Below are 24598 nucleotides of genomic sequence, written 5' to 3' on the forward strand. Positions count from 1 at the left end.
TGGCAGAACCAGCTGTTGAACACCCTTCTGCAGGCCCGCCAGTGCGCCTCCAGCCGCTATCAGGCGGCCTCTTCACATGCCGGGCACGATACGTTCACCGTAAAAAGTGACGCGGCGCGGCACAAGCCTAACTGCGGCACCTGCGCCACCCTCCGCCGCACAGCCATTACATGGCGTGGCGCCAGCGCATGATGAACGAGGCTCCCAAGGTCCCTTCCCAATCCACTGTGCTTATGTTCGGCAGCCTCAGCGCCGTGCTGCTGCTGGCCGTGCTGATGAATGGCTTGCGCTCCGACCTGCGCTCGCAGTTGAGCGAGAGCAGCCAGCACACCCATGAAGTGGCGCTCAACGCCGCCCAGGCGATACGCATTCCGCTGCGTGCCAGCGCCAATTCGATGAGCTTTATCGCGGAAGAGTCCAATCGCCTGCAGCGCACCGCGCCCCAGCAAAGCGATGCACTGCTGCAGGGCCTGCTGGCCGAGATACTGCGGCGGCAACCGCAGATCGTGAACATCAGCTTCATCCATGCGCCCACGCCCGGCAATGCGTCGACCTTGCCGGTACCGGCCGACAGCGTGTGGACATCCTGCGGCGCGCATATCCCGCCCAGCACCGGCCTGCCCTGTTTTGGTCCCATGGCCGATACGCCGCGCGGCCCGGTGTTCTCGGTGACCGCGCCGCTGGGCGCGCAGCAATGGATCGTGGGCGATATCGAGGCCAGCGTATTGCAGCGCTCGATCGCCGATGTGCCCCATTCGGCCGACATCTTCTTCAAGGTGGTCGGTGCCTATGGCCGCACCATCGTGCAGGGTGGCAATCAAGCGGCCGCACTCGGCGCCGAGCACGCCAGCCCGCCCTGGTGGATCGCCACGCTCTTCGGCCTGCGCGACCCGCTGCCGTTATGGGCCGAAGCGCCGGTGGAGTCCTACCCGTTCAAAGTGGTGGCGGAGATCAGCTATCAACGCGCGCTGGCGCCCTGGCACCGGCAGATCGTCACTGCCGTCGCCTTGTATGTTTTCTACTTGCTGGTATTTGCCGGCCTGCTGGGCGTGATGTATCGGGCCACGCGGATGCAGCGCTACTACATCCAGAGCCTGCAGGACAAAACGCAAGATCTGCATACCGCGCAACGCGTGGGGCGCACCGCCATCTGGACCCTCCACGCAGGGCGCTTCCAGTGCACGGACGAAGCCGGCGATATTTTCGGGCTGCCCGACGGCCGCTGCGAGGCCAGTGTCGAAGAACTCCTGGCGCTGGTGCCTGCAGCGGACCGCGCACCGCTGATCGCCAAGGTCAAAACGGCCTGGAACAACGACGAACCGCTGCGTGCGGAGTTCCGCATTAAAAAGCCGGACGGCAGCATCCGCTGCCTGTCGGCCGGCGGCCAGGTGGTGGTCGACCAGGCCGGCGTCAAGCGCATGACCGGCACCGTGGTCGATGTCACCGAGCAATGGAAAGCCCACCAGCAACATGCCGAGAGCGAACAGCGCTTCCGCTCGCTGTTCGAACACAACCCGCTGCCGTTCTGGGTGTTCGACGCCGCATCGCTGCGCTTCCTGGAGGTGAACGCCGCAGCGGTCAGGGCGTATGGCTACACGCGCGAGGAATTCCTCGACATGACCATTCTGGACATCCGCGACCCGGCAGAGCACACCGAACTGAACGATCATCTGCTGTCGTCCTCCGAGGCCAGGCAAATTCCCAAGGTATGGATGCACCGCACCAAGCAAGGCCAGTCCATCGACGTGCGCATCCATGCCGCCAACATCGTTTTCAACGGCCGCCAGGCCCGCCTGGTGCTGGCCGAAGACATCACCGCACAGCTGGCCGGCGAGCGCGAAATGGCCTATCGCGCCCTGCACGACACCACCACCCAGTTGCCCAACCAGCACGCGCTGTTCGGCCAGCTGGACGAATTGATCGACAACGGCCGCCGCTTCGACGTCGCCTATCTGCAGTTGCTGGGCATGGATGCCATCTCCGACACCTTCGGCATCAATGTATCCACCGGCATCCTGCAGGCCGTGGCCGAACGCCTGGCCGAGCACACCGGCGAAGGCGAATTCCTGGCCACCGTCACACACGAGGCCTTCGCCCTGCTCGTCACCTCCGGGCAACTCACCCACACCAAACTGCAGGACATCGCGCACAGCGTGACCGAGCCGCTGCACTACGAGGAAACCCAGCACCAGATCGATATCGTGATCGGCGTAGCCAGCCATCCGCAGGATGGCGCACAAGGCGAGATCTTGTTCGGCCGTGCGGCGCTGGCCGCGCATGCGCATATCCGCAGCGAGCAGCCGATCCATTATTTCGAGACCGCGCTGGCACAAAAATCCAAGGACAAACTGCAATTCGCCGCGCGCCTGCGACGGGCCGTCAAACGCCACGAATTCGAAATGCATTTCCAGCCGATCACCAACTATCCGGACCAGCAGCTGATCGGCCTGGAGGCGCTTATCCGCTGGCCGCAGGACGATGGCACGCTGATTTCACCGTCGACCTTTATTCCCTTGTGCGAAGAATCCGGCCTGATCGTGCCCTTGGGACAATGGGTGTTGAACCAGGCCGCCAAGGCCAGCCTGCAGCTGCGCGAGGCCGGATTCGAAAACCTGCCGATCGGCGTCAACATTTCGCCGGCGGAATTGCGCAGCGACCTGGTCGCCAACCTGCGCGCCATCCGCCGCGCCTATTCGCTGCCGCACGATGCCATCCACATCGAGCTGACCGAGAGCAGCCTGATCGACCATCGCGAGAAGGTCATCGGCATCATGAAGCAGCTGCGCTCCGACGGCACGGCCGTGGCACTGGACGACTTCGGCACCGGCTTTTCCAGCCTGTCCTACCTGCGCGACCTGCCGATCGACATGCTGAAGATCGACCAGGCGTTTATCCGCAACGTCGACTGGGACGCACGCTCGTCCACCATTTGCGACGCCATCATTGCGCTGGGCAAGAGCCTGAAGGTCAGCGTCATCGCCGAAGGCATCGAGCGTTCTGCGCAATATCGCTGGCTCTATCAGCACGGTTGCGACGGCGCCCAGGGTTTCTACCTCGGCAAGCCGGAAACCCTGGCCAGCTTCCTGGCGCGGTGGGGATCGGCCAAGGCCGGCACCCCGTAATCGCCGCCCGCCGAACCGCACGGGCAGCGACGGCAGCCGTTAGCCGCGCGGCAGGAAGCGCGTGACTTTCAGGCGCAGCAATTGCACCAATGCCGGCTGCATAAAGTCATAGTCATCCGGGATGCCCAGGCAAATAACGCGCTTTCCATGCAGGTAGCGCTGAAACTTGCGGGCCAGCTTGCTGCGATGAACCTGCTCCATCACAAAGATCAGATCCGCCCAGGCCAGCAGTTCCGGCGTCACCGGATTGCCGGCGTCATGGGCAAGCCCCGCCGACTGCGTCTCGATGCCGGGCCAATCGGCAAACATCTGCTCGGCCGTCGGACTGCGCAAGCGGTTTTGCGAGCAGATGAAAAGAACGTTGCGAGGCAAATGCGCGCTCAATACATCGACACATGCTTGTCGATCTGAAACCCGCACGATTTGCACGGCAAGGTGTGCTCCGGATTGCGCAGCAGGCTCGCCAGGGCGTGATAAGGCTGTTTGCATTGCGGGCACGGCGAACGCAGAAAGGGCAATGCCGACACCCCAAAAATGACCGGCGCCGCGATCCGCATCACCCAGCACACGGTGTCGGGCAAGCCTGGCATGCCTACCGACAGATACAAACAGCCGGAAGCCACCACGAAACCGCCGGCCGCCAGATTCCGTTTCTGCTTCATGCTTTCCTGCGCTGCGCGCAAGCGGCGGCGCTCCTGCGCCGGATCCCTGATCGTATCGCTCATGTGCTGCTCCCCAAATTCCCCGCAGCTAGTTTGAGTTGGCGAACTTGGCGCCGTCAAGCAAGTCCTCGCCGGCATGCAAGCGTGTGGTACGTGCACGCTTTGTAGGGGATTGGGTCACAAGCCAATAACGGCTTGCCGTAAATAGTTTCCTCCACGCCCGGTCCCAGGCGCATCGCCCCGGCGCGTCGATAGAGGAGTTTTCCCATGCATGACAAACCCGATCGAGCAGCAAATCCCCGTCGTCAAAAAGGCGGTATCGGCTATGTGCTTCTGTGGCTGCTGGGCGTCCCCCTCCCGATCCTGATTGTGATCGCCCTGTTGCGCGGATGCGCGTGACGCTTCGCCTTGCAAACGCTTGAGGAGAATGGCCATGGTCGACGTATTGGTAGCTGAAACATCGGTAATGGAAAGTCGGGTGGCGGCAATGAGCTTTCGCGCCATCGTGGCCGGCTGGCTGGTCGCCACCGGTATCGCCGTGCTGCTCTATGTAGGCGGCATGGCGATGGGATTTTCCGCCTTCAATGCCTGGAACGCGCACGCCAGCGCCAAGGGCATCGGCATCGGCACCGCGATCTGGATGGTGCTGACCTGGATCGTGTCGCTCTGGCTGGGCGGCATGTTCGCCAGCTGGTACGCGGCGCACGATGACCGCACCATCGGCAGCCTGCACGGCGCCACCGTGTGGGGATTGTCGGTAAGCGTGGCGTTCCTGTGGCTGGCGCTCGGGTTGGGCGCGATGCATCGCGAGGCTGCGCCCATGCACGCCGGCATGGGGCCGCCGCCGGCAGATGCCGGCATGCCGGCGGGCCCCGCGCCCGGCGCGCTGGCCGCAGGCGGCGATGGATCGCTCGCAGTACTGCAGGCCGACGTGCAGGCGCGCCTGACCACGCACGACCGGCCTACGGCGGACCAGATCGTTGCCGCCTTGCTCGCCGGCAACGACAACATGGCGGCCAATCTGTTTGCCGCGGTCAATCGCACCAGCGCTGCCGATGGCGCCGGCATCGTGGCCGCCATCGCCGCCGATACGCAGGCGGCCCAGCTGGATGCGAAGCGCCGCGCCGACCAGCTCGCCCACAACGCGGCCACCGTGCTGTGGATCGGCTTCGCCAGCCTGCTGCTCGGCCTGCTTGCCGCCGCCCTGGGCGGCTGGGTGGGCGCGCACCATATCGGGCGCATCTACCATCTGCGCCGCTTCGAGAACTCGGCAGCCCGGCCGCTCCGGCGGTGAACGCGTACGCCGGCCGCATCATTCGCCATGCCGCGGCCGGCATACATTTCGCTCACTGTTCGGGCACAGCTGCATCACGGCGGTCACCGTAAATCTAGAGCTGTACCAAGCGAGCAAGCATGCCGCGTCGGCGCTCCCCCGCAACGATGTGCAGCGAAGGAACGATGAGGAAGTCACGGCGACTTCGAAAAGGACTTGCTCCCCTCCCCCAAGGGCGCCTCCCCAGGCGCCCTTGTTTTTTTATGGCGCCTGGGAAGCGACCCGGTGCGGCTGGCTGGCGAGCGCCTGGCGCACGGCCAGTCCAAAATCGTCCAGCGCGAACGGCTTGGTGATGATGGCCATGTTCTCGCCCAGGAATTCCGACTGCACGGCCGCGGTTTCGGCATAGCCAGTCATGAAAAGCACGGGCACGGCGGGATGATGTTCGCGCATCAGTTCGGCCAGCTGTCGGCCGTTCATGCCGGGCAGGCCCACGTCGGAAATAAGCAGGTCGATATGCTCGGGGCCTGACAAATGCGGCATCGCCGCCATCGCATCGCGTGCGGTGGTAACGGTGTAGCCCAGCTCTTCGAGCAGGAAGCTGACCAGGCAACGGACTTGGTCGTCGTCTTCCACTACCAGGATCTGCTGGCCCTCGCCCTTGGGAATGGACGCGTCCTGCCGGATAACCCCATTAGCGGCGTAATCCCCCGGCGCCACGGGAAGATAGAGCGCAATCACCGTGCCCCTGCCGGGGGCGGATTGAATATCGACATGCCCTTTTGACTGCTGCATGAAACCGTAAATCATCGACAGTCCCAGGCCGGTTCCCTGCCCCAGCGGCTTGGTGGTGAAAAAGGGTTCGAACACGCGCTCCTGCACGCTCAGATCCATGCCCACGCCGGTATCGGCCACTTCGAGCACGGCGTAGCCGGCCGGATTGACCAACCCTACCTCGCGCGTAAACGGCATGGAGGGCGAGAAACGCGTGGTGATGCATAGCTGGCCGCCATCGGGCATGGCATCGCGGGCGTTGATGCATAGATTGAGAATGGCGCTTTCCAGCTGGTTGATATCCACCAACGCCTTATGCAGCGATCCGGCCAGGTCCACCTTGATCTGGATGCGCTCGCCCAGCGTCTGGCTGAGCAGCATATGCATCGACTGCACCAGCGCATTGAGATCCACCGGCTTGGGATCCAGCGACTGGCGACGGGAAAAAGCCAGCAGGCGCTGTGTGAGCCCAGCTGCGCGATTGGCCGATTCGAAGGCGGCACGGATGATCCGCTCCAGCCGGTCGGTGCGTCCTTCCTGCAAGCGCATGCCGATAATGTCCAGCGCGCCGATAATGCTGGTAAGCATATTGTTGAAGTCGTGCGCGATGCCGCCGGTCAGCTGGCCCACCGCTTCCATTTTTTGCGCCTGCCGCAATGCGGTCTCGCTTTCCGACCTGGCCTGCATTTCCGCCTGCAGCGCGGCGGTGCGCTCGGCAACCTTTTGTTCCAGTATGGCGGCCGCGTGCTGGGCCGCTTGCAGCGAAGCTTTGCGTTCGGTGATGTCGGCGGCGAACACATGCACGCCATCCACCTTTCCGTTCTGCGCGAAGCGTGGCAAGAAGCGGATTTCCACTTCGCGCTGACCTTCCTCGCGATGCTGCCACACCTCTTCGATACCGCCTGGCTCGCCGGAAAGCGCCTGCTGCATCGAGGCCAGGAACGCGGGCGAAGATTCCTCGCCGAATACTTCCGGCACCGTTTTACCGAGCATGTCCGCGGGTGCTAAGCCAAACCAGTCCTGGTAGGAACAGTTGACGAAACGGTAGTGCAAGCCCACATCCAGAAAGGCGATCAACACCGGCAACGCATCGGTGATCACCCGCAGTTCCGCTTCGCTTTCGGTCAGCGCATGCCGACTGGCGGCCAGTTCGGCGATGCGATCGCGGATTTCAAATTGCTTTTGCCGCGAGCGCATCGAGGTGGCCACGGCGCTGAGCAGCGAAACCGACCCGATCGGACGTTCCAGCTCGATGCGGTTGATCACCTCGGCCGGCAGCGGCACCGTATGAGTGATCCCGCTGCTGCGCGCTGACCTGAGTACGACAAAAGGAACATCCGACCAGGTTGGCTGGCGCTGCAGGCAACGTCGCAGCCGGTCGATGCCATGCTCGAGCGCTTCATGGGTGAGGATCACCACACCCGTGTTTTCGTCGATCTGCTCGCTCAGCGCGATCAGGTCCGGATATATGCACGTGTGATAGCCATCCTGGGCCAGCACCTTGGCCAGGCTTTCGGCATCGCGCTGCCAGGGCGCCACGATCAGCGCCCGATAGCCGCGTACGGCCTCTTTATGCATCGCGACCTTCCATCAATGGCCGGAGATTGCCGACAAACTCGGGCGTTCCGGTCAGCACGCCGCGGAAGTTGGTCAGCGGTTCGCCCACGCGCAGGCCCTGACGATCGATGCGAACTTCTCTTATCGTCTCCTCATGCCTGCCGCCGCGGTTCTTGATCACCGACAGCGCCTTGCGAATGCGTCCTTCCGCTTCGAAGTAGCGGAACAGCACCACCGTATCGGCGATATAGGACACATTGAGCTGCCCCACATCGATCGAGCTGACCAGACCCAACATCGGATTGATCAAAAAGGTGGTTACGCCCGACTGATTCAGAAACGCCAGTAATTCGTGCATCTGCAACAGCAGATGCTTTTCCTGCGGCATGGCGGTGAGATAGCCGTTGAGGCTATCGATCACCACGATCTTGCAGCCCTTGTCCTGCACCGCCTTGAACACGCTCCAGGCGAATTCGCCGGGGGACATCTCGGCCGGATCTACCTGCATGACGTCGAGCAGCCCCTCCTCGATATACCGGGTGAGCGGCATGCCCATGTTTTCGGCGCGGCTGAGCAGCGTGCCGATGCGTTCGTCGAATTCATACAAGTAGCAGCGCTCGCCGCGCGCGCATGCCGCTGCCACGTACTGCAAGGCAAGCGTGGTCTTGCCGGTGCCCGCCGGGCCGGTAAGCAGCGTGCTGGTACCGCGCAATACACCACCGCCGATCAGCGCGTCCAATTGCGCGATGCCGCTCGGCACCAAGTTATCCGAGAACGTAATGTGGTGCTCGGCAGCGATCAGGCGCGGATATACCTCCAGGCCGCCCTTACGGATGGACAGATCGTGGTAGCCGGCAATAAAGGTGGCGCCACGCAGTTTCCGCACCTGCAGGCGGCGGCGCGCCGCACCGAATTCCAGGGTGAAGCGCTCCAGCGAAATCACGCCGTGGCAAAGGCTGTGCAGATGCGTGTCGCGATCCGCATGATTGCCGGTGAGATCGTCGATCAGCAGCACAGTGATATTGCGCGGCGAAAAAAACTGCTTCAACGCCAGCACCTGGCGCCGATAACGCAACGGATCCTGGGCCAGCAGCCGCAATTCCGAAAGGCTGTCGAACACCACCCGGCGCGGCCCGATGCGCTCGATTTGCTGCTTGATCAGGGCAATGGTTTCGCCCAGCTCCACCTCCCAGGAATGCAGCACCGACTGGCTGCGCTCATCGCCGAGCAGATCTTCCACCGAGGAAAGCTCGAACAAGTCGATGCCTTGCAGATCCCAGTGATGTGAGGTGGCGACATCGGCAAGCTCCTGCGCCGTTTCCGACAGCGTGATGTACAGGCAGCGTTCGCCCAGGCGCACGCCTTCTTGCAGAAATTGCAACGCGAGGGTGGTCTTGCCGGAACCCGGCTGGCCCTCCAGCAGGTAAATATGGCTGGCTGGCAGGCCGCCGTGCAGAACCGTATCAAGGCCAGCATTGCCGGTACTGCAGCGAGCAGAAGAATGCATAGGCGGTCCAATCCTGTGCAGGTAGTTACCCTGCATAGTTGTTATTGGACGGCACGAAAACGTCGATGAAATGTAAGACTTATGTAAGCGCGCACGTCATCGCGCGAGCTTTTTCACATAAATTAAGCCGCTTGCGGCACTTCCCGGCAAAAATTCATTGGCGCATCACGCAGTCATGATTACCGCGAAATTTGCGAAATTTTCATGCTTCCTCGACACCGTAATCGGCTTGGAGCAAGCCCAGCGCGCCCAGTTGCGCCTCAAGCGCCTCCAGCGAGCCCCACGGCAGAATCGGCGAATTCTGCCGCTCATCCGGCGGATGATCGAGCAGTCCATCGGACCAGCCACCGCAGCCGGCTAGCGGCAGCAAAGGCCGGCGATGCAGCCAGGCCAGACACACTTCCGAAATGGTGCCTGCGCGGCCACCGATAACGATGCAGGCATCGCCCGCCAGCGCCATCAGCAGATTGCGCGCATCGCCCATGCCGCACGGGATAACCACCGTCGCCGGCCAATCCGGCGCCGGCATTTCCGCATCGGTAATGATGCTGACCACCGTGCCGCCCGCGGCCACCGCACGCTCCGCCGCAACGCGGGTGGCGGGACTGCCGCAGCCGCTGACCAGGGTGATGCCATGGCGTGCAAGCCATTCGCCGGCATCGCCGGCCAGGTCGAAAGCTTTCGACCCTGGCTCGGCGCTGCCCAGTACACATACCTGCGGCCGTCGTGTTCCGTGGCTCATGGCGGCGCCTGCACTCAGTCGGATGCAGCAGCCGGCGCGTCGGCCACCGGCGCCGCATCCGGCACCACCGTGATGGTGATCTTGGACGGATGCTCGCTATCGTGATGGATCACGTTGTGCGCGATCACGCCCTGGGCTTCGTCGTAGTTATTGCCGCCGGTGTTGAGGTTGCGATCGAAACGCGGGAAGTTGCTGCTGGAAACATCCACCCGCAGCTTGTGGCCGGCGCGGAAGTAATAGCTGGTATCGATCGGCTGGAAGGTCACCTTGTACACCTGCCCCGGCGCCATCCAGGCCAGCGGCTTGTCATAGCCATTGCGATAGCGCATGCGCTGGATATTTTCGGTGATATTGAAAGCGCGGCCGTCCGGATATACGTCGATCACCTTGAAGGTGAAGTCGGTATCTTTCGCACTCGAGGACACATACAGGCTCACCGTGATCGGCCCGCTCACTTCCGTGCCCTGCTTGAACGGCTCCGAATCGTAGACCAGGATGTCGTTGCGCGTTTCCTGCGGACGCTGGTCGTAGGAGCCGAATTTCACCGCGGTGCCCTGGCAGCAACCGCCGCCGCCGAAGGTGGGCACCGGATTGGCCGGATCGTAGACGAACTGGTCGGGGTGATCGGCCGCAGGCGGTGCCGCCACCAGCTTGCCGTTACCGTAAAGCGTGTTGGCCTGGCCCTCGCTGGTGAAGTAAAGATCCTGCGTGGTGGCGCCGGCCGGCGGCCAGGTATCGGCCTTTTCCCAGCGGTTCGCGCCCATCACGTAGTACATCACCTTCGGCTGCTTATCCAGCATCGGGCTGTCTTCGCCCTTGAGGTAATGATCGAACCAGCCGAAGACCAAGTCGTTGTAATTGAAACGCGCATCGCCCACGTCCAGGTCGCCGATCATGGTGTGATCGGTGGCGCGCGTGTACGCGCAATGCAGCACCGGCGCGATGATCGCGTATTGCTGATCGGCCACGACCTTCGGCGCCGTGCGGCGCACCTGGTTATACGCGGCCAGATTGGGCGATACCGACACGTCGAACCAGCTCATGAACCACAGGCCCGGCTTGCTGACCTTCATGTTCTCGTGCCACAGGCCGCCCTTGTACCAGGCCGGATCGTTGGGTGCGCGGGCAATCATGTCGCCACCGGTCGCCACCGGCATATGCGTCTCGAAAATACCCGGCGGTCCGCCCACTGACGTGATCATGTCCTTCTCGGGCAAATGCCAGAACGCCTTGTTCCAGTCGACCGGCGGCATCTGCGGCGCCAGGTCGAAGAAATGCGAAGCGTTGACCAGTTCGGCCTGGGTGGTATCGCCGGGGAACAGCGGCCGCACCTGGTTCTGGATGCCGTAGTCGTAGATCCAGGAAATAAACAGCATCTGCACCGCGCCACCGCGATACCAGTTGCCCTGCTCGTAGTACGGACCGACATGGCCCACGCCCGCACCGAAACCCTGCACATTGAAGGTGGTCAGCGCCGGATTGTTCTGCGCCACCACCGCCAGCTGCCATTCCGCAGTGGAAGAGCAGCCGGTGGTACCCACCTTGCCGTTCGACCAGGGCTGCGCGGACATCCACTTCAATTCATCGGCGCCATCGCTCAAGGGCATGCCGAGAATGTCGTAATTGCCTTGCGAGAAGAAATGCCCACGCTCCTGGATATCCACATAGGCATAACCATGCTTGACCGCATCCAGCTCGCGCGTCATGTCGCTCGGCGCACCCAGCTTCACATCCCAGAAATTGAAGTTGTAAGGCGTGCGCGAAAAGATGATCGGCACCTTGCCGGCGCCCTTCGGGCGATAGATATCGGCCGCCATCAGCTTGCCGTCGCGCATCTTGATCATCACCTTGCGGTCGACCACCGCCACCTTCTCCAGCTCCTGCTCGATGGCGTTGCGCTTGGCGATCAGTTGTGCCTGCGGATCGGGTCTCTGTTGTGCGGCGGCCGGATTGGCCGCCAGCAGCGACAGTCCAAACGAAGCCAATGCTCCGGCAGAGGCGGAAGCCAGCTGAGTGAGACGCATGTTGTATCCCCTACGAGTCGTTCCCCGAGTGTCGGCCAGCAAGGTGCCATGAGTAACCATGACTAAAGGCACAGGGCCGCGGCGCAGCGGGTGCACCTCGCTTTATCGATTTGCCTGATCCTGCATGTGCCTGCATGGAGGGATGCACGCCATGCACATGATGGTGGGAACGGCACACCTTACCGTCTGCCCATTACTCAGCCAGCGCAGGCCGGTCAGTACTTCAAATTCAATTCCGGCACATGCGCTCTATGCGCCTCGAACAGCTGCTGGAACTCTTCCTCGGACAATTCGTCCAGGGCATACACCGCTACGGGGTCCCATGCATGGTCGGTCGGCTGCGGCTGGCGCGGACCGCCACGCAGCGAAAACCAGCGCCCATCGCGCTCAAGCAATTCGGGGGCTTCCTCGATGCGCTCGGTTTTCGCGCTGGCGAGAGAGATCAGGAACACGGCGAAGATCATGGCTGGCGACTCCTGCAGATAAACCGTTTGCCCCTGCGGCCCTGATTAGCGCTGCCTATGCTCGGGAGGCAGCGGCATCCCGCCCGATTGCAACAAAGACAGAGCGTCATCCCACTTTACAAAAAACGTGGCCTTGGTGCCCTTCACATCGAAGCGCACCCAGTTGCTCATGGGAGATTTCGCCCGGTAATAGTCCAGCGACGCCCACGGAATAAACACCGCCTGCTTCAAGAACGCGACGTTATTGCTCCAGTTCGGCCATTTGCGCATCGCATCCGGCGTGACCATATACCAGCCTTCGCGGGTGGTACGCACCGCGCACGGCGCCGGCATGTCATCGAGCACAAAGCGGACGCCGCACTCGATGTAGGGGCCGCCGGGGTCAAACGTTGCCTTGAACTGTCGCTGCAGAATGCCGCGGGCGCTGTACTTGCTGGCGCGCCACATGATGGTGGCTACGGCCAGCATCAATATCGCAACTACCGCAGGAGGATAGGTGTGCATAACTCGACCTTCACACAGCGCAAATAAAAACGAGGATAGGAATAATCAAAAGACCACTTCGTCCACTACGCCTTTTGATCCTCGACCGCCGGTCAGGCCCTTCCTACCCGCTCGTGCGATGCCCCAGGACATCTGTCGGCCAAGCGCCGCATAAGAACATCGAACCCGCTCAAGTTGCTCCAAATGCCGACTTTTTTGCCGCCGACGGTCACCAATATAGCTCTTGGGCTTTTTTCGTTGCGAATCTCAACGATTTTGGCAATGGACTCGTAATGAAGCGACCGCCTCGCCAGCAGACCAAAACGCAACGCAGATGGCTCTAACCGCACTTCATAGCAGCTCCAAACGAGAGCGCACAGGGTTGCTCCAGCACTTAGTGCCAACCCAGGAAAAGCATCCTCTTTTGGGTGGCCAAAATGACCAAAATAGATAGCCGCCGCCATGCAAAGACCAGCAATTGCCATGAATATCATTATGTAGCTCCACGCGCGCGTCATGAAAAACCGGTTTTCAGCGCATTCATCGCTCTGCTCTCGATTCGAATACAACCTCACGATAGACAACGCGAACCCGACGACAAAAGCTGTCAGCCAAAAGAAATGCATGAATCCCCTTCTCTCCGTAGCTACTTATTTTTCTCTTCAGGATAGGTAACGCCGAAAACTCCATCTCCCTCCGCCACCATCTTGGCACTCTCGCTCAGAACCTGCTTCCCTTTCACAGACACATTCAAAGACAAGCTGCCGTTGGTTATGACGAAATACTCCGTAGCGCCGTTAGTGAAGGTCCATCCGTAAACGCCACATGGTGTATTGGGATCGTTGCCGCACATGCGCAAGGCAGTCTTTCCCTTGAGCAGGACCGAAGATCCATTCTGCTTATTTGTACCGGCATAGGTCGCGTTGCATTCGATATCGCCTTGAGTACACGTTTCCGTAATCACGATAAAATAAGTCTTGGTCTCGTAGACATGCCACGCGTATTGCAGGTTGTCATCGCATCTACCGACGGCCGGTATGACAGAAAGAGCAGCAACTGCCGCCAAGGACACCCATGAGACCAGGCTTTTCATGACGTTATCTCCATCGTCTTGACCATGAGGGCGGGCACCCTCGCTCCAAACCTATCGAGCGCGCGTGAAATAGTTCGTCCGCATAACGATCGAACCGTCCTTGCCGGGATACACCGCTGTCTCGACCAGGTGCTGACCGTCGGGCTCGACGGCATAGATGCGTGTCGAAACAAGCACGCTTCCCCTTTGCAGCGCCATGACCAGGACATTGGGTGCGGGCGATTTGAATGAGGCGGCATCGCCTTCGGGGCTGTTCTTGACCGGAGCCGGGGTGCCATCGAGGGGCGCCGTGCTGGCCGAATGCACTTCGTTGCCGGGGGCATAAACAATATCCACATGCATGGCCAAGGTGTTGTTGCCGGCATCGGCGAACGCAAACCTGACACTCTGCGGACGCTGCTCGGGCGGTATGGGCATGCGCGAAGTATCCAGTAGCCAGTTACCGAGCAAAGGGCTTCCGGTGAGGTGTTGCGCAGGGGTGACTATGGGTGATGCCGCAACGGCAAGCGAGGACGCAAGAGCGGCCACGGAGGCCCATACCAGGGCTTTCACCAAGAGCTTCATATCCGTTCTCTCCATGTGAGATGTGAGCTTGAAGATATGCATCAGGCAGGCGTGAACGAGCATGCACTGCCAAAATGTTCTGCGACATCGCTATTGCCAGTAACTTGGTCCGCGCTTCAGAGTTTCCTGCTCGCCACTTTGCCACTTGATCGCAAGAGATGTTCTGCTTAGCTTCCCCTCAAATCGCATTCCGCCATAGGGACCACCGAATGGAAGCGTAAATGAGGCTGTTTTTCCCTGAATGGTGATGGGAACCACGGTGGTATATGGAGCGCCACCTTCCGCAATTTGCACGACTACCGAATAACCGGCAGAGCTGGGAATGATCATAAGCTCCATGCCCAGCAAATCGCTGCCGTCCTTGTTGTAGCAAAGATCGGTATATGTGCCCGTGAACCAGGTTTGACGCGGTTCCGGCTCCAAGGCTGAAGCACACAGCGGAAGCAACAAGAACAGAAGTAAGCACTTATTCACTGCCACCCCTTCTCAACTCATTATTTCGCTGTTCGACGCACCTGCCTCGGCAGGCCGAACCAGCAGATGGATAAATGCCACGCACGCAAGCGCCGTATAACCTAAAACAAGTTTGCCGGCCCCCAGCCCGATGGCGCCTTCGATGTAAGCAGCGCAAGCCAGTGCCGACATAAGGAAAGGATAGAGATACAGGTACCAGCCCAATCGGCTGCTTTTACCTGTGAGCGCAAAAATAGCGGGGATGGGCAAGGCGCCGCACAGCACGAAGGCCCCTAGAAACAGGGCGCCTGCCTCCACGCATTTATGGATAGGCCCCGAATCGCAGAACGCCATACTGATCAGCAACATGATGCCGCCGATCAGCATGGGGCCGATGGCGGCGAAGATGCTCATGATGAGCAAGGCGGTGCGGATGGGTTGTGCGAGCTGTTCCCGCATGGAGGTTCCCTGTCCCTGTTGAAGAGCGTTCGCCGGCTGGTGTGTAGAGGCTTGGCTGCGCGCAGGATATCCGATCCCTGCATTGCCTACGCATCTTGAAGCAGTCGCGCAGTGTTGCTCGGGCAGAGAAATAGCAGACTTGCCCACCGTCATTCCGGTACAGGCTGGAATGACGGCGGGGTGATTGTGAAGGCTGAGGCTAGTTTGCTGGTTTATCCAGGCTATCGAGCAAAAAAGCGGGAAGCCGATGCGCTGTATGGCGTGCACACCGCTAAAGCGCGGAAGCCGGCTACCCGCCTGGTTATCGCACGGCAGGTTTAATCCGCCTTGATGCCGGCACCTGCATCTTCGCCACCTCTAGGCCATCGGCGCATGGCTTCGCGCGTACTGCCTTGCCCCATGTCGATCAAGGTGGCGACGCACCACATGGCGTTGGCCAGGTCGTCGCGATCGAGGCTTTCGGTGGTGGGCAGTGCGTCGCAGAGCATGCGGCTGATGCTCTGGGCGCCGTTGAGCAGCATCGAGGCGTCGTCCAGCAGGCTGAGCGGGTCGCCGAGGCTGGCGGTGTAGTAGCTGGTATTGAGGGTGGTCCAGGGGGTGGGGGTTTGCGTAGTCATCGTTCGCTCCATGCGAAGTGGAACGCCGCCTGCATAACGCGGGCGGCGGGCGTGACGGGGTCAGAAACCGGTTCCCAAGGGCCCGGTCAGGCCGAAGCCTGCCCGGCACGCCCGCCATAAACGCGGGGGTGTTAGCGCTGATGATAAAACGCGCCTGCCGGCGCGCGCGCCTTGGGAGAGTCGGGTTCTGACACCCGGTCGCTGAATTGGCAGCGACCTATGCACGCTAAAACCACGTCACCAGAGCGTCAACGTACGCCCGTGCATATTCAGCAAAAGAAGAATTCCCTGACACCCACTTGCCGTTATCCCGATGCCAATAGCGGCCATCTGTCAGAGACACATCCTCTTATCGGGTTGAAACGAGGCACACAACGCGACCACACTCCGCGAGTACGTGCAGCGAGAGCGATGACGATGAAAGGCTCGAAACCCGGCTTCAAATTCGTAATTGGCTGGTTGTTGTTGGTGTGGCTGGCCAGTCCTTGTTACGCGGATAGCACGATCACCGCCAGCCAAAACGGCAACGGCATCGCGCTGGCCGGCTCGAATGTGTCGATCCACCTGCAGCTGATCGCACCGAATGTGTTGCAAGTGCAGGTGCTGCAGAACGGCGCCGCCGCACTGCCCAAGAGCCTGGTGATGGATCCGCACGCCACGCCTGCGGCCATCACCGCCACGCTGCAGGATGGCGCCGACGCGCTGACCATGTCGTCGGACCGCATCGACGTACGCTGGGACAAACACGCGTCGCAGCTTGCGATCAGCGACAAGCAGGGCCACGTGCTGCTGCGCCAGGACGATCTGGCAGCCTTGGCACAAGGCCGCATTGTGCTGTCGCACGCGGCCGACGATCCGCTCTACGGCATCCACGGCTATTACGCGGCGGAGCCTTCCGATCCCAAGCTGCTGCGCAGCGGTGTGGAAGTGGCCAAGGCCGGCGAGCAGGGCTTTGCGGGTGCCCCGTTTGTATGGAGCACGCGCGGCTATGGCGTGCTGGTGGATGCCATGCCGGCACGTTTCGAACTGCAGGGCGCACGGCTGAGCATCGATGGTTATCCGGGCAATAGCATCGACTACTACCTGATCGTTGGTACGCCTGCCGATATCTTCGCCGCGGTTTCCACCCTCAGCGGCCCTGCCCCGCTCTATCCCAAATGGGCGATGGGTTTTACCAACAGCCAGTGGGGCATTGATGAGCACGAGTTGCTGGACATCATCGATGGCTATCGCCAGCGGCAAATTCCGATCGACAACGTCACCCTGGATTTCGACTGGAAAGCCTGGGGCCAGGACAACTACGGCGAATTCCGCTGGAACACGGATAAATTCCCCGATGGCCCTAGCGGCAAGCTGAAGGCCGAGCTGGACCAGCGCGGTATGCATCTGAGCGGCATCATGAAGCCGCGTATCCATGTAGATACCGTGCAGGGCCGCTACGCCACCGCGCACGACCTGTGGTACGCGGACAAACCCGCCATTGCCGATTATTTCTCGCACAAGCTGGTGCGCGACATCGATTTCAACAAGCCGGCGGCGCGCGCCTGGTTTTTCAACGACACGCTGCAGCACACCTTCGACACCGGCCTGATCGGCTGGTGGAACGACGAAGGGGACGATACCGGCGACGATCGCCAATTCATGAATATGCAGCGTGCGCTGTATGACGGCCAGCGCGCGCATTCACCGCTGCGCGTGTGGTCGATCAATCGCAACTTCTATCTCGGCGCGCAGCGCTATGCCTACGGCCTGTGGTCGGGCGATATCGATACGGGTTTCCAGAGCATGGCCGACCAGCGCGAGCGCATGCTCAGCGCCATCGATCTGGGCGAATGGAAATGGGGCATGGATGGCGGCGGTTTCAAAGGCCACCCCAGCGACGAGAACTACGCGCGCTGGGTGGAATTCGGTGCGTTTACGCCGGTATTCCGCGTGCACGGCTCGCTTAACGAGAAACGCCAGCCGTGGCGCTATGGCTCCGTGGCCGAGGCGGCGGCCACGCGCGCAATCCGGCTGCGCTATCACTTTATTCCGTATATCTACGCCTACGAGCGCAAGCTGCACGACCAGGGCGTTGGCCTGGTGCGGCCGCTGGCGTTCGCGTATCCGGACGATCCGAACGTGCGCAACGATGTGGATGCATGGATGTTCGGCGATGCCTTGCTGGTGGCGCCGGTGATGCAGCAGGGGCAGACGGTGAAGCGCATCTATCTGCCGGCCGGGCGCTGGACGGACTACACCACCGGCGTGGTGTATCAGGGCGGACAGGTAATCGATTATCCGCTCGACGATGTGTCCTGGCAGGATATCCCCCTGTTTGTCCGCGAGGGTGCGATTATTCCGACCGCGCCGGCCATGCAATACGTAGGCGAGAAGCCGCTGACCGTGCTGGACGTGGATGCGTTTCCTGGGCCGTCGCCCACGTCATTCGATTATTACGATGACGATGGCAGCACCTACGCCTATGAACAGGGCGCGTTCTACCGGCAGCGATTGTCGGTAGCCAATACCGGCGAGCAGGCGACGTTCGAACTGGGTGCGCCGCAGGGTTCGTATCAGCCGACGCTGCGTTATTACCTGATCAAGCTGCATGGCGTGCTCGCCGCGCAGGTATCGGCCTTGTCAGGCAAACATGCGGCCAGCCTGGATGCGCTGCGTGCGCAGGATCAGGCCGGCTGGGCTACCGGCGAGGATCTGTACGGCAATGTCACCTATTTGAAGCTCCCCGCCGCGCACGCCATCCACGTGGCACTGCAGCCGGCCAGCCAGAGCCGGCAGGCGGCGCTCGCGCAGCGCTTTGCCGGCAATGCGCAGGCGCTGGTGCATCAGGCCGGCGTGGCGCAGCCTACGCCGGCACAGCTACAGCAGTTGCAGATGGCGCTGGATGGGCCAGGCGTGCCGCTGCCGATCCGGCCTTCCTGGAACCAGGCGCTGCCGAATATCGCGCGGGTGATCATGTATCTGAGCTGCTATCCGGCCTGGGATGCGTGGAATCATCTGCATGCCTATCAAACACCGGGCGTGGGCAGCAGCACGTATTACCTGTCGGCGATGAATGCCACGCGCTATCACGACCGGCATCAGTGCCTGAGCGTGCGCGGGATTCATTCGGTGCAACAGGCATCGCCGGACAGCTTTTCGTTCCGGGTGCTGTTTGTGGCGGACGACAGCCAGGAGAGTGCCGATCGCACCTTTGGTATGGTGCGGCAGCCGGATGGGAGCTGGCTGTTTGCGCGGGGCGGGTTCTAGGGTTGGGGGAATGCGTGATGCCTCTATCACCTATCACCTATCACCTATCACCTATCACCCATTACCCATCACACATCACCCGCCATCTATCACCCCGTCATCCCGGCGCAGGCCGGGACCTAGTGACTTCGGCCGGTGAAAGACGCTGGGTCCCGGCCTGCGCCGGGATGACGGGATCATGGGGTGATGGAAGGGATGATGGGGCGCTGGAAGGGATGATGGGATGATGGGGCGAAGGATGGAATGACGGGCCGATGGAACGGACGGCGGAATGACGGGGTTCGGGTTACGCAAGCGGCGCACCGACTATGATGGTCGCCATTCGCAAGCGCGGTGCACGCGCTTGCCGGGGGTTATACGGCCGCAGGCCACTGGAATGTCACGGGGAGAGATATGGATACAGGCACGCCGCAGCACGTGAAGGAACATCATGTACACCAGCGCCATTTCGATCGGCTGGTGATGCTTTCCGATGGCGTATTCGCCATCGCACTGACGCTCTCGGCGGTGGAGCTGCGCCCGGAGGCGTTACCCGGACAAACCGTGGTGCAGGTGTGGGGCAAGCCGCTGGCGGTGTATTTCCTGAGTTTCTTTCTGATCGGCATTGTATGGATGCGCCATCGCCGCACACTGGCGCATCTGTATCGTGTGGATACGCCGATAACCTTGATGAGTCTGTTGCTGCTCAGCCTGGTGGCCTTGGTGCCGGTGTTTGTGCGCGTGCTGCTGGAAGGACTCAGCGATTCCGCGGCCAACGGCATGTTGATTTATTCGCTGTCGCTGGTGGCGATTTATCTCTGCCTGGCGGCGGGATGGTTCTATGCCGCGTTTATTCGCCACTTGGCGCCGAGTGTGCCGCGGGTGCGCGCATGGGGCTGGTTGATGGAGGATTTTTTTGTCGCGATGTTCTTTGCGGGAACTGCGCTGTATAGCCTGCAAATGCATATGCTGGCATTGCTGATGGCCTTGGCGGGTTCCGCCATGCGCATCGGGGTGACAGTATTTGAGAAGAAGGCCAAGGCGCAGGAAGCACAGGCGGATGGACACGCTGATTCGCAGCATTAATAAGTAAGTGAGGCGCCTTGCAAACGCAGCACTGCCGCAGCCTGCGCCCCACCCCGCTGCCTCGCCACCGCACCGCCGTCATTCCCGCATTCGCGGGAATGACGGCCCCTCTAGAGTGAGGCTTTGTCGTAAAGGCCGGCTCCGCGGACGGAGCGGACGAAGATGAAGCAAGGATGGGGCATTTGCCGAAAATGCCAGCCTAGGCAGGCTCCACGCAAATGGCCCCCTGGGCCATCAACGGCCGCAGCCCTGCCGCCTTTATAAGAAGTGACAAAACACGTCACATCCGCGCCATTATCCCGTCGCTATTCACTCCGCAATAACGGTTAATCGATCCAAAAAATCATTTAGATCGATAAATATTCAAACACGCCAATGGCGCGATTAATGCCTTTATCAAGGGATAAGCTAAAAAGCTGGTTTTTAATGACAAGCGTCAAAATATCGACAGCAACACACTTATCTTTATAGATAAGAAAATTTCCCAATGCGCATATTCAATATAAAGATCACGCAATAATTCACGCGTTATCCACATAATGATGCATAGCATCCGGCTCGGGTGAATCCAGAAAATAACCCTAAGTAATCCGAAAAACGGCGACCCAGCCGCTTGGTGTCGCCGCAGGTCCGGTAAGGGCCAGCCTACGACGCGCTGTCGCGGGCCATCGGCAAGTGTGTGTCGACCACTTCACATGTTTGGCCATGTCGGAATGGCTTATGGGCTTTAAAGCCCAAGGGGGATTCAAATGAACGCAGCGATCCGCAATTTCCTCGTCGAAGAAGATGGCATCACCGCGCTGGAATACGGCATTTTGGCCTGCCTGGTGGCAGTCGCCCTGGTGGCCGGTTTCAAGACGCAGCTGGGCACGATTTACGGCCAGATCATGACGGCGCTTGGCAACGCCGTGACCAGCGCCACCACCTAAGTCGGCACCCGGATCAGGGCCGGCTGCTTACAACGCAATAATGGGTCGCGCACTACTTGCGGGTAGTGCGCAGCGGGTTATTGCGCCCTGTGGAACCGGCTGTTGAAACGGGCCGACCGTGGACGAATCGACCATGCCTGCACTATTGCCCGCACTGGTTGCGCCCTTGTGTGTGCTGATTGCCATCAGCGACATCACCACGCGCCGCGTGCCGAATGCATGGCTGTTGATTGCATTGGCGGCGGGCGCGCTGTTGTTCGGTACGACGTGGGCATTGGGCAGAACGGGGCCGCCATGGTCGGCGTTGGCAGGCTTGGTGATCGGCCTGCTGGTGCTGTTGCCGCTGTATGCGATCCACTGGATGGGTGCGGGCGACGTGAAGCTGTTCGCCACCTTCGGCTTTCTGCTCGGCGCCAAGGCGCTGCTGCCGATCTGGATCGTCGCCAGCCTGCTGGCCGGCGTGCATGTGATCTATGTATCGCTCGCCAATTATCGGCTGCGGCATGCCGCACAGGGTGTGCTGGATGCGGACATGATCGAGGCGCAGGCGGCCGAGCGCAGTCGCCGCGGCAGTCCGTATGCGGCATTTCTTTCGGTCGGCGCGCTGATCGCGCTGTTCGGTCCGCCATGGGTGCATGGATGAGGATCGCATCGTGATGCAGCTGCCGCCCCTGCCACATCGCCATCACCATTATCGCAGCCGCCGCCGGCAGCATGGCGTGGTGGCGATCGAATTTGCCTTGGTGTTCCTGCTCGGCGTGCTGCCGCTGCTGCTGATCACCTTGTCCGGCGTGATGATTTTCGCCGCCCAGGAAACGCTGACACTTGCCGCCGCCGAAGGCGCGCGCGCCGCGTTGCATTACGGCAGCACTGCGCAGCGCGAAAGCAATGCGTGCAATGCGGCACAGGAGTCGATGGGCTGGCTGCTGAATTTTTCCGGCCAGCAACCGAACTGCGCTGCGCCGCCGGCGCCGGGCGGTGCGTTTGCATCGATTGCGGTGTCGGCGCCCACGGCCTGCCCTTCTACCCCGGCGATGCAATGCATCACGGTGGTGACCTCCTACAACTACAACGCCAAACCGTTCCTGCCCGGCACCAAGACGCTGTACGGCTGGGTGCTGGGCGCGGTGATGAGCAGTTCGGCCACGGTGCAACTGGACCTTACCGGCGACTAACGCCACACGCCCGCGACCCGGAGACAGCATCGATGCAGAAAATCACACGAATCGCGGCGATCTTGCTGGTGTCACTGGCCTTTGTACTGGCCGTGCTGGCCTTCAGCCTTGGGCGGCGCACGCCGCCGGCCCAAGCCGCGGCACCTGTCGCAACGCCCGCTGCACAAACCGCCGCACCCCAAAACAATGGCGTGCCGGTGGTGGTCGCCACCGAGGCCTTGCCCGCGGGCAAGGCGATTGCCTTCTCGGCACTGCGCATGGCCACGGCAGCGCAGGCGCCGCCAGGTGCGTTCGTCAGCATGGATCAGGTAGTCGGCCGGCTGCCGCTGGTGGGTATTCCCGCCGGCACGCCGATTACCGCCGACCTGCTCGCGCACGGCGTGGCGATCCAGCTGATGCCCGGCGAGCGCGCACTGGCCGTGCCGGTGGATGAAGTAGCCGGCGTGGGTAACCGGATCGTGCCCGGCGATTACGTAGATGTTTTCCTGAGCTTGAAGAACCCGCCAAATACAGCGTTTGGCCAGAATCACGACCTGAGCCAGACGCGCCTGCTGCTGTCGCGCCTGCGCGTGCTGGCCTATGGCGATCGCAATTTGCCGGTACCGGCTAGTTCCATCGCCAAGCCGGCTGCCGAGCAGACAGTAAAGAACGAGGTGGCCGAAGCTGCGCGCACCGCAGTGCTGGCGGTGCCGGTGGCCGATATCGATCAGCTGCTGCTGGGCGCGCAGAACGGCAAGCTCACGCTGGCGCTGCGTTACCCGGGCGATGCGAACCGGCCGGACCGCCAATGGTTCCCGCAGCCGCCGGTGGTGCTGGCGCCGCTGGCGTATCTGGATGGCGAGCAGCATCAGCAAGTGCATACGCCGGACAACGATGCTTTCGCCGGCATCGACGGTTCCGGCCTGGCCGGCCAGAGCGTCGCGTTGGCACGTACACCGGCGCATCGCCATGTCGACCTTGCCGGCGGCGTGGAAATCATCCGCGGCACGCAACGCAACGACACCACAGGGAACCATTCCCCATGATGCGCTACGGCTACCTGTGCTGTGCGGCCGCGCTGGCGATGCTCGCCGCGCCGTGCCTGGCCGCGGATGAAAACACGGTCGAACTGCAGACGCACGAGCAGCGCCCCTGGCACCTGCCCAAGGATCTGGAGCGGATCGCGATTGCCGATCCTGGCGTGGCCGATGTGGTGACGCTGAAGACGCGCAGCGACGTTCTGCTGGTCGGCAAGCAGGCGGGCGAAACCGTGCTGCTGCTGTGGTACCGCGGCCAGGCCCAGCCGCAGCGCGTCAGCGTGGTGGTGCGCAGCGCGATCCAGTCGCAGCTGGAAAGCAGCGCCGGCACCCAGCTGGATCAGCAGGACGGCATGGCGCTGCTGCACGGCGAAGCGCCGAGCCTGCTCAATCACCAGCAGGCGTGGAATGCCGCCGGCGCGGGCGATGCCAAGGCCACGGTGACCGACATGTCCACCATCGACAGCGGCGGCGTGGTGCAGGTGGATGTGAAGGTGGTGGAATTCGACAAGACCGCCATGAGTTCCATCGGCCTGAACCTGGTGAAGAGCAATGGCGGTTTTACCTTCGGCACGTTCGCACCGACCTCGCTGAGTTCGGTGCAGGTGGGTGGCACGCAGAACAGCACCACCAGCAACAGCAACTCCAGCGTGGGCAGCGTGAGTTTCAATGCCACGCAGCCGATTTCCTCGGCCTTCAATCTTATTTTCAATTCCACCACGCATAACTTGTTCAGCGATTTGAGCCTGCTGCAGGCCGATGGCCTGGCGCGGATTCTGGCCGAGCCCACGCTGGTGGCCTTGTCGGGCCAGAGCGCGAGCTTCCTGGCCGGCGGCGAATTGCCGATACCGGAACCGCAGGGGCTGGGTACGGTGGCGATCGTCTACAAGCCGTATGGCGTGGGCCTTACCTTGACGCCGACCGTGCTGGCGCCCGATCGCATCGCCTTGAAGGTGGCGCCGGAAGCGAGCGAGCTTGATTACACCAATGAATTGGTGATCAGCGGTGTTTCGGTACCGGCCATCACCACCCGCCGCGCCGATACCACGGTGGAGCTTGGCGACGGCGAAAGCTTTGTGATCGGCGGCCTGGTAAGCCAGGACATCACCAGCCAGATGAACAAGATTCCGCTGCTGGGCGATATCCCGGTGATCGGCGCGTTCTTCCGCGACATGCAGTACAGCAAGCAGGACAAGGAGCTGGTGATCATGGTGACGCCGCATCTGGTGCATGCGATGGCGCGCGGCGTGAAGCTGCCGCTGCCGGGCGAACGCGAGCAGCAGCAGGCGATGCCGATATGGGGTTCGTTCCTGTTGCATCCGGCCGGCTCCGACCAGCTGCCCGGGTTTTCCCGCTAGAGGGGCCGCGCC

General features: G+C 61.7%; 24 protein-coding genes. 10 read left to right on the forward strand and 14 right to left on the reverse strand.

Going from position 1 to position 24598, the window contains the following annotated elements; all coding sequences use genetic code 11:
• The first annotated feature begins 188 nt into the window (after positions 1-188).
• Positions 189-3122: a putative bifunctional diguanylate cyclase/phosphodiesterase gene (locus tag IGX34_RS10375; RefSeq protein WP_192555646.1), complete on the forward strand. Its 2934-nt coding sequence runs from the start codon at positions 189-191 to the stop codon at positions 3120-3122.
• A 39-nt stretch (positions 3123-3161) separates the two neighbouring features.
• Here the strand turns inward: IGX34_RS10375 and IGX34_RS10380 are convergent, their stop codons facing one another.
• Positions 3162-3494 carry a low molecular weight protein tyrosine phosphatase family protein gene (locus IGX34_RS10380; protein WP_192555753.1) on the reverse strand — a complete coding sequence of 111 codons (333 nt, stop codon included), beginning with the start codon at positions 3492-3494 and terminating at the stop codon, positions 3162-3164.
• Between the two features lie 8 nt (positions 3495-3502).
• The gene (locus tag IGX34_RS10385) at positions 3503-3847 is read right to left on the reverse strand and encodes a hypothetical protein (protein WP_192555647.1); all 345 of its coding nucleotides are present in this window, start codon (positions 3845-3847) and stop codon (positions 3503-3505) included.
• Between the two features lie 204 nt (positions 3848-4051).
• Here IGX34_RS10385 and IGX34_RS22370 point away from each other — a divergent pair, with 204 nt between their 5' ends.
• Positions 4052-4183 carry a hypothetical protein gene (locus IGX34_RS22370; protein ID WP_274380825.1) on the forward strand — a complete coding sequence of 44 codons (132 nt, stop codon included), beginning with the start codon at positions 4052-4054 and terminating at the stop codon, positions 4181-4183.
• Positions 4184-4217: 34 nt separating this feature from the next.
• Positions 4218-5078: a hypothetical protein gene (locus IGX34_RS10390; protein ID WP_192555648.1), complete on the forward strand. Its 861-nt coding sequence runs from the start codon at positions 4218-4220 to the stop codon at positions 5076-5078.
• A gap of 240 nt (positions 5079-5318) precedes the next feature.
• Here the strand turns inward: IGX34_RS10390 and IGX34_RS10395 are convergent, their stop codons facing one another.
• From IGX34_RS10395 to IGX34_RS10450, 12 genes are all read right to left on the reverse strand, one after another.
• Positions 5319-7409: a PAS domain-containing protein gene (locus tag IGX34_RS10395; protein ID WP_192555649.1), complete on the reverse strand. Its 2091-nt coding sequence runs from the start codon at positions 7407-7409 to the stop codon at positions 5319-5321.
• A complete protein-coding gene (locus IGX34_RS10400; RefSeq protein WP_192555650.1) occupies positions 7402-8895 on the reverse strand; it encodes an ATPase domain-containing protein in 1494 nt (497 codons plus the stop codon). Before IGX34_RS10400 ends, IGX34_RS10395 begins: the two co-directional genes overlap by 8 nt.
• A 202-nt stretch (positions 8896-9097) precedes the next feature.
• Positions 9098-9637: an SLOG cluster 4 domain-containing protein gene (locus tag IGX34_RS10405; RefSeq protein ID WP_192555651.1), complete on the reverse strand. Its 540-nt coding sequence runs from the start codon at positions 9635-9637 to the stop codon at positions 9098-9100.
• Between the two features lie 14 nt (positions 9638-9651).
• Complete coding sequence (locus IGX34_RS10410; protein ID WP_192555652.1) at positions 9652-11661, reverse strand: CocE/NonD family hydrolase; 2010 nt, start codon at positions 11659-11661, stop codon at positions 9652-9654.
• Positions 11662-11876: 215 nt separating this feature from the next.
• A complete protein-coding gene (locus IGX34_RS10415) occupies positions 11877-12125 on the reverse strand; it encodes a hypothetical protein (protein ID WP_192555653.1) in 249 nt (82 codons plus the stop codon).
• 45 nt (positions 12126-12170) lie between these two features.
• Positions 12171-12629, reverse strand: a complete 459-nt coding sequence (locus IGX34_RS10420; protein ID WP_192555654.1) for a hypothetical protein — start codon at positions 12627-12629, stop codon at positions 12171-12173.
• 92 nt (positions 12630-12721) lie between these two features.
• Positions 12722-13234, reverse strand: a complete 513-nt coding sequence (locus IGX34_RS10425) for a hypothetical protein (RefSeq protein ID WP_192555655.1) — start codon at positions 13232-13234, stop codon at positions 12722-12724.
• A 20-nt stretch (positions 13235-13254) separates the two neighbouring features.
• Positions 13255-13701 (reverse strand): hypothetical protein, encoded by a 447-nt coding sequence (locus IGX34_RS10430; protein WP_192555656.1) that lies wholly within the window; start codon positions 13699-13701, stop codon positions 13255-13257.
• Positions 13702-13752: 51 nt separating this feature from the next.
• Positions 13753-14265 (reverse strand): hypothetical protein, encoded by a 513-nt coding sequence (locus tag IGX34_RS10435; RefSeq protein ID WP_192555657.1) that lies wholly within the window; start codon positions 14263-14265, stop codon positions 13753-13755.
• A 90-nt stretch (positions 14266-14355) separates the two neighbouring features.
• Positions 14356-14739 carry a hypothetical protein gene (locus tag IGX34_RS10440; RefSeq protein WP_192555658.1) on the reverse strand — a complete coding sequence of 128 codons (384 nt, stop codon included), beginning with the start codon at positions 14737-14739 and terminating at the stop codon, positions 14356-14358.
• Between the two features lie 12 nt (positions 14740-14751).
• Positions 14752-15177, reverse strand: coding sequence for a hypothetical protein (locus tag IGX34_RS10445; protein ID WP_192555659.1), 426 nt, complete (start codon positions 15175-15177; stop codon positions 14752-14754).
• Positions 15178-15494: 317 nt separating this feature from the next.
• Positions 15495-15794 (reverse strand): hypothetical protein, encoded by a 300-nt coding sequence (locus tag IGX34_RS10450; RefSeq protein ID WP_192555660.1) that lies wholly within the window; start codon positions 15792-15794, stop codon positions 15495-15497.
• A gap of 417 nt (positions 15795-16211) precedes the next feature.
• Between IGX34_RS10450 and IGX34_RS10455 the strand changes: the two genes are divergently transcribed.
• From IGX34_RS10455 to IGX34_RS10485, 7 genes are all read left to right on the forward strand, one after another.
• Complete coding sequence (locus IGX34_RS10455; RefSeq protein WP_192555661.1) at positions 16212-19043, forward strand: glycoside hydrolase family 31 protein; 2832 nt, start codon at positions 16212-16214, stop codon at positions 19041-19043.
• Positions 19044-19436: 393 nt separating this feature from the next.
• Positions 19437-20108 (forward strand): TMEM175 family protein, encoded by a 672-nt coding sequence (locus IGX34_RS10460; RefSeq protein ID WP_192555662.1) that lies wholly within the window; start codon positions 19437-19439, stop codon positions 20106-20108.
• Between the two features lie 749 nt (positions 20109-20857).
• Positions 20858-21037: a Flp family type IVb pilin gene (locus tag IGX34_RS10465; protein ID WP_192555663.1), complete on the forward strand. Its 180-nt coding sequence runs from the start codon at positions 20858-20860 to the stop codon at positions 21035-21037.
• Between the two features lie 133 nt (positions 21038-21170).
• Positions 21171-21680, forward strand: a complete 510-nt coding sequence (locus IGX34_RS10470; protein WP_192555664.1) for an A24 family peptidase — start codon at positions 21171-21173, stop codon at positions 21678-21680.
• A 13-nt stretch (positions 21681-21693) separates the two neighbouring features.
• A complete protein-coding gene (locus tag IGX34_RS10475) occupies positions 21694-22212 on the forward strand; it encodes a TadE/TadG family type IV pilus assembly protein (RefSeq protein WP_192555665.1) in 519 nt (172 codons plus the stop codon).
• A gap of 32 nt (positions 22213-22244) precedes the next feature.
• On the forward strand, positions 22245-23237 hold the full coding sequence (cpaB, locus tag IGX34_RS10480; RefSeq protein ID WP_192555666.1) for a Flp pilus assembly protein CpaB: 993 nt from the start codon (positions 22245-22247) through the stop codon (positions 23235-23237).
• A complete protein-coding gene (locus IGX34_RS10485) occupies positions 23234-24586 on the forward strand; it encodes a type II and III secretion system protein family protein (RefSeq protein WP_192555667.1) in 1353 nt (450 codons plus the stop codon). The genes cpaB and IGX34_RS10485 overlap by 4 nt, the downstream gene beginning before the upstream one ends.
• Positions 24587-24598: the final 12 nt, after the last annotated feature.

Origin of the sequence: Dyella acidiphila (genome assembly GCF_014863405.1) — a bacterium.
Taxonomy (GTDB): Bacteria; Pseudomonadota; Gammaproteobacteria; order Xanthomonadales; family Rhodanobacteraceae; genus Dyella_B; species Dyella_B acidiphila.

What these genes read in the sequence shown, in the direction of transcription:
- cpaB (WP_192555666.1), top strand. Translation starts at nt 22,245, where the DNA reads ATGCAGAAAATCACACGAATCGCGGCGATCTTGCTGGTGTCACTGGCC.
- IGX34_RS10420 (WP_192555654.1), bottom strand. Translation starts at nt 12,629, where the DNA reads ATGCACACCTATCCTCCTGCGGTAGTTGCGATATTGATGCTGGCCGTA.
- IGX34_RS10435 (WP_192555657.1), bottom strand. Translation starts at nt 14,265, where the DNA reads ATGAAGCTCTTGGTGAAAGCCCTGGTATGGGCCTCCGTGGCCGCTCTT.
- IGX34_RS10470 (WP_192555664.1), top strand. Translation starts at nt 21,171, where the DNA reads ATGCCTGCACTATTGCCCGCACTGGTTGCGCCCTTGTGTGTGCTGATT.
- IGX34_RS10405 (WP_192555651.1), bottom strand. Translation starts at nt 9,637, where the DNA reads ATGAGCCACGGAACACGACGGCCGCAGGTATGTGTACTGGGCAGCGCC.
- IGX34_RS10445 (WP_192555659.1), bottom strand. Translation starts at nt 15,177, where the DNA reads ATGCGGGAACAGCTCGCACAACCCATCCGCACCGCCTTGCTCATCATG.
- IGX34_RS10425 (WP_192555655.1), bottom strand. Translation starts at nt 13,234, where the DNA reads ATGCATTTCTTTTGGCTGACAGCTTTTGTCGTCGGGTTCGCGTTGTCT.
- IGX34_RS10465 (WP_192555663.1), top strand. Translation starts at nt 20,858, where the DNA reads ATGAACGCAGCGATCCGCAATTTCCTCGTCGAAGAAGATGGCATCACC.
- IGX34_RS10430 (WP_192555656.1), bottom strand. Translation starts at nt 13,701, where the DNA reads ATGAAAAGCCTGGTCTCATGGGTGTCCTTGGCGGCAGTTGCTGCTCTT.
- IGX34_RS10375 (WP_192555646.1), top strand. Translation starts at nt 189, where the DNA reads ATGATGAACGAGGCTCCCAAGGTCCCTTCCCAATCCACTGTGCTTATG.
- IGX34_RS10410 (WP_192555652.1), bottom strand. Translation starts at nt 11,661, where the DNA reads ATGCGTCTCACTCAGCTGGCTTCCGCCTCTGCCGGAGCATTGGCTTCG.
- IGX34_RS10460 (WP_192555662.1), top strand. Translation starts at nt 19,437, where the DNA reads ATGGATACAGGCACGCCGCAGCACGTGAAGGAACATCATGTACACCAG.
- IGX34_RS10415 (WP_192555653.1), bottom strand. Translation starts at nt 12,125, where the DNA reads ATGATCTTCGCCGTGTTCCTGATCTCTCTCGCCAGCGCGAAAACCGAG.
- IGX34_RS10395 (WP_192555649.1), bottom strand. Translation starts at nt 7,409, where the DNA reads ATGCATAAAGAGGCCGTACGCGGCTATCGGGCGCTGATCGTGGCGCCC.
- IGX34_RS10385 (WP_192555647.1), bottom strand. Translation starts at nt 3,847, where the DNA reads ATGAGCGATACGATCAGGGATCCGGCGCAGGAGCGCCGCCGCTTGCGC.
- IGX34_RS10475 (WP_192555665.1), top strand. Translation starts at nt 21,694, where the DNA reads ATGCAGCTGCCGCCCCTGCCACATCGCCATCACCATTATCGCAGCCGC.
- IGX34_RS22370 (WP_274380825.1), top strand. Translation starts at nt 4,052, where the DNA reads ATGCATGACAAACCCGATCGAGCAGCAAATCCCCGTCGTCAAAAAGGC.
- IGX34_RS10485 (WP_192555667.1), top strand. Translation starts at nt 23,234, where the DNA reads ATGATGCGCTACGGCTACCTGTGCTGTGCGGCCGCGCTGGCGATGCTC.
- IGX34_RS10390 (WP_192555648.1), top strand. Translation starts at nt 4,218, where the DNA reads ATGGTCGACGTATTGGTAGCTGAAACATCGGTAATGGAAAGTCGGGTG.
- IGX34_RS10455 (WP_192555661.1), top strand. Translation starts at nt 16,212, where the DNA reads ATGAAAGGCTCGAAACCCGGCTTCAAATTCGTAATTGGCTGGTTGTTG.
- IGX34_RS10450 (WP_192555660.1), bottom strand. Translation starts at nt 15,794, where the DNA reads ATGACTACGCAAACCCCCACCCCCTGGACCACCCTCAATACCAGCTAC.
- IGX34_RS10400 (WP_192555650.1), bottom strand. Translation starts at nt 8,895, where the DNA reads ATGCATTCTTCTGCTCGCTGCAGTACCGGCAATGCTGGCCTTGATACG.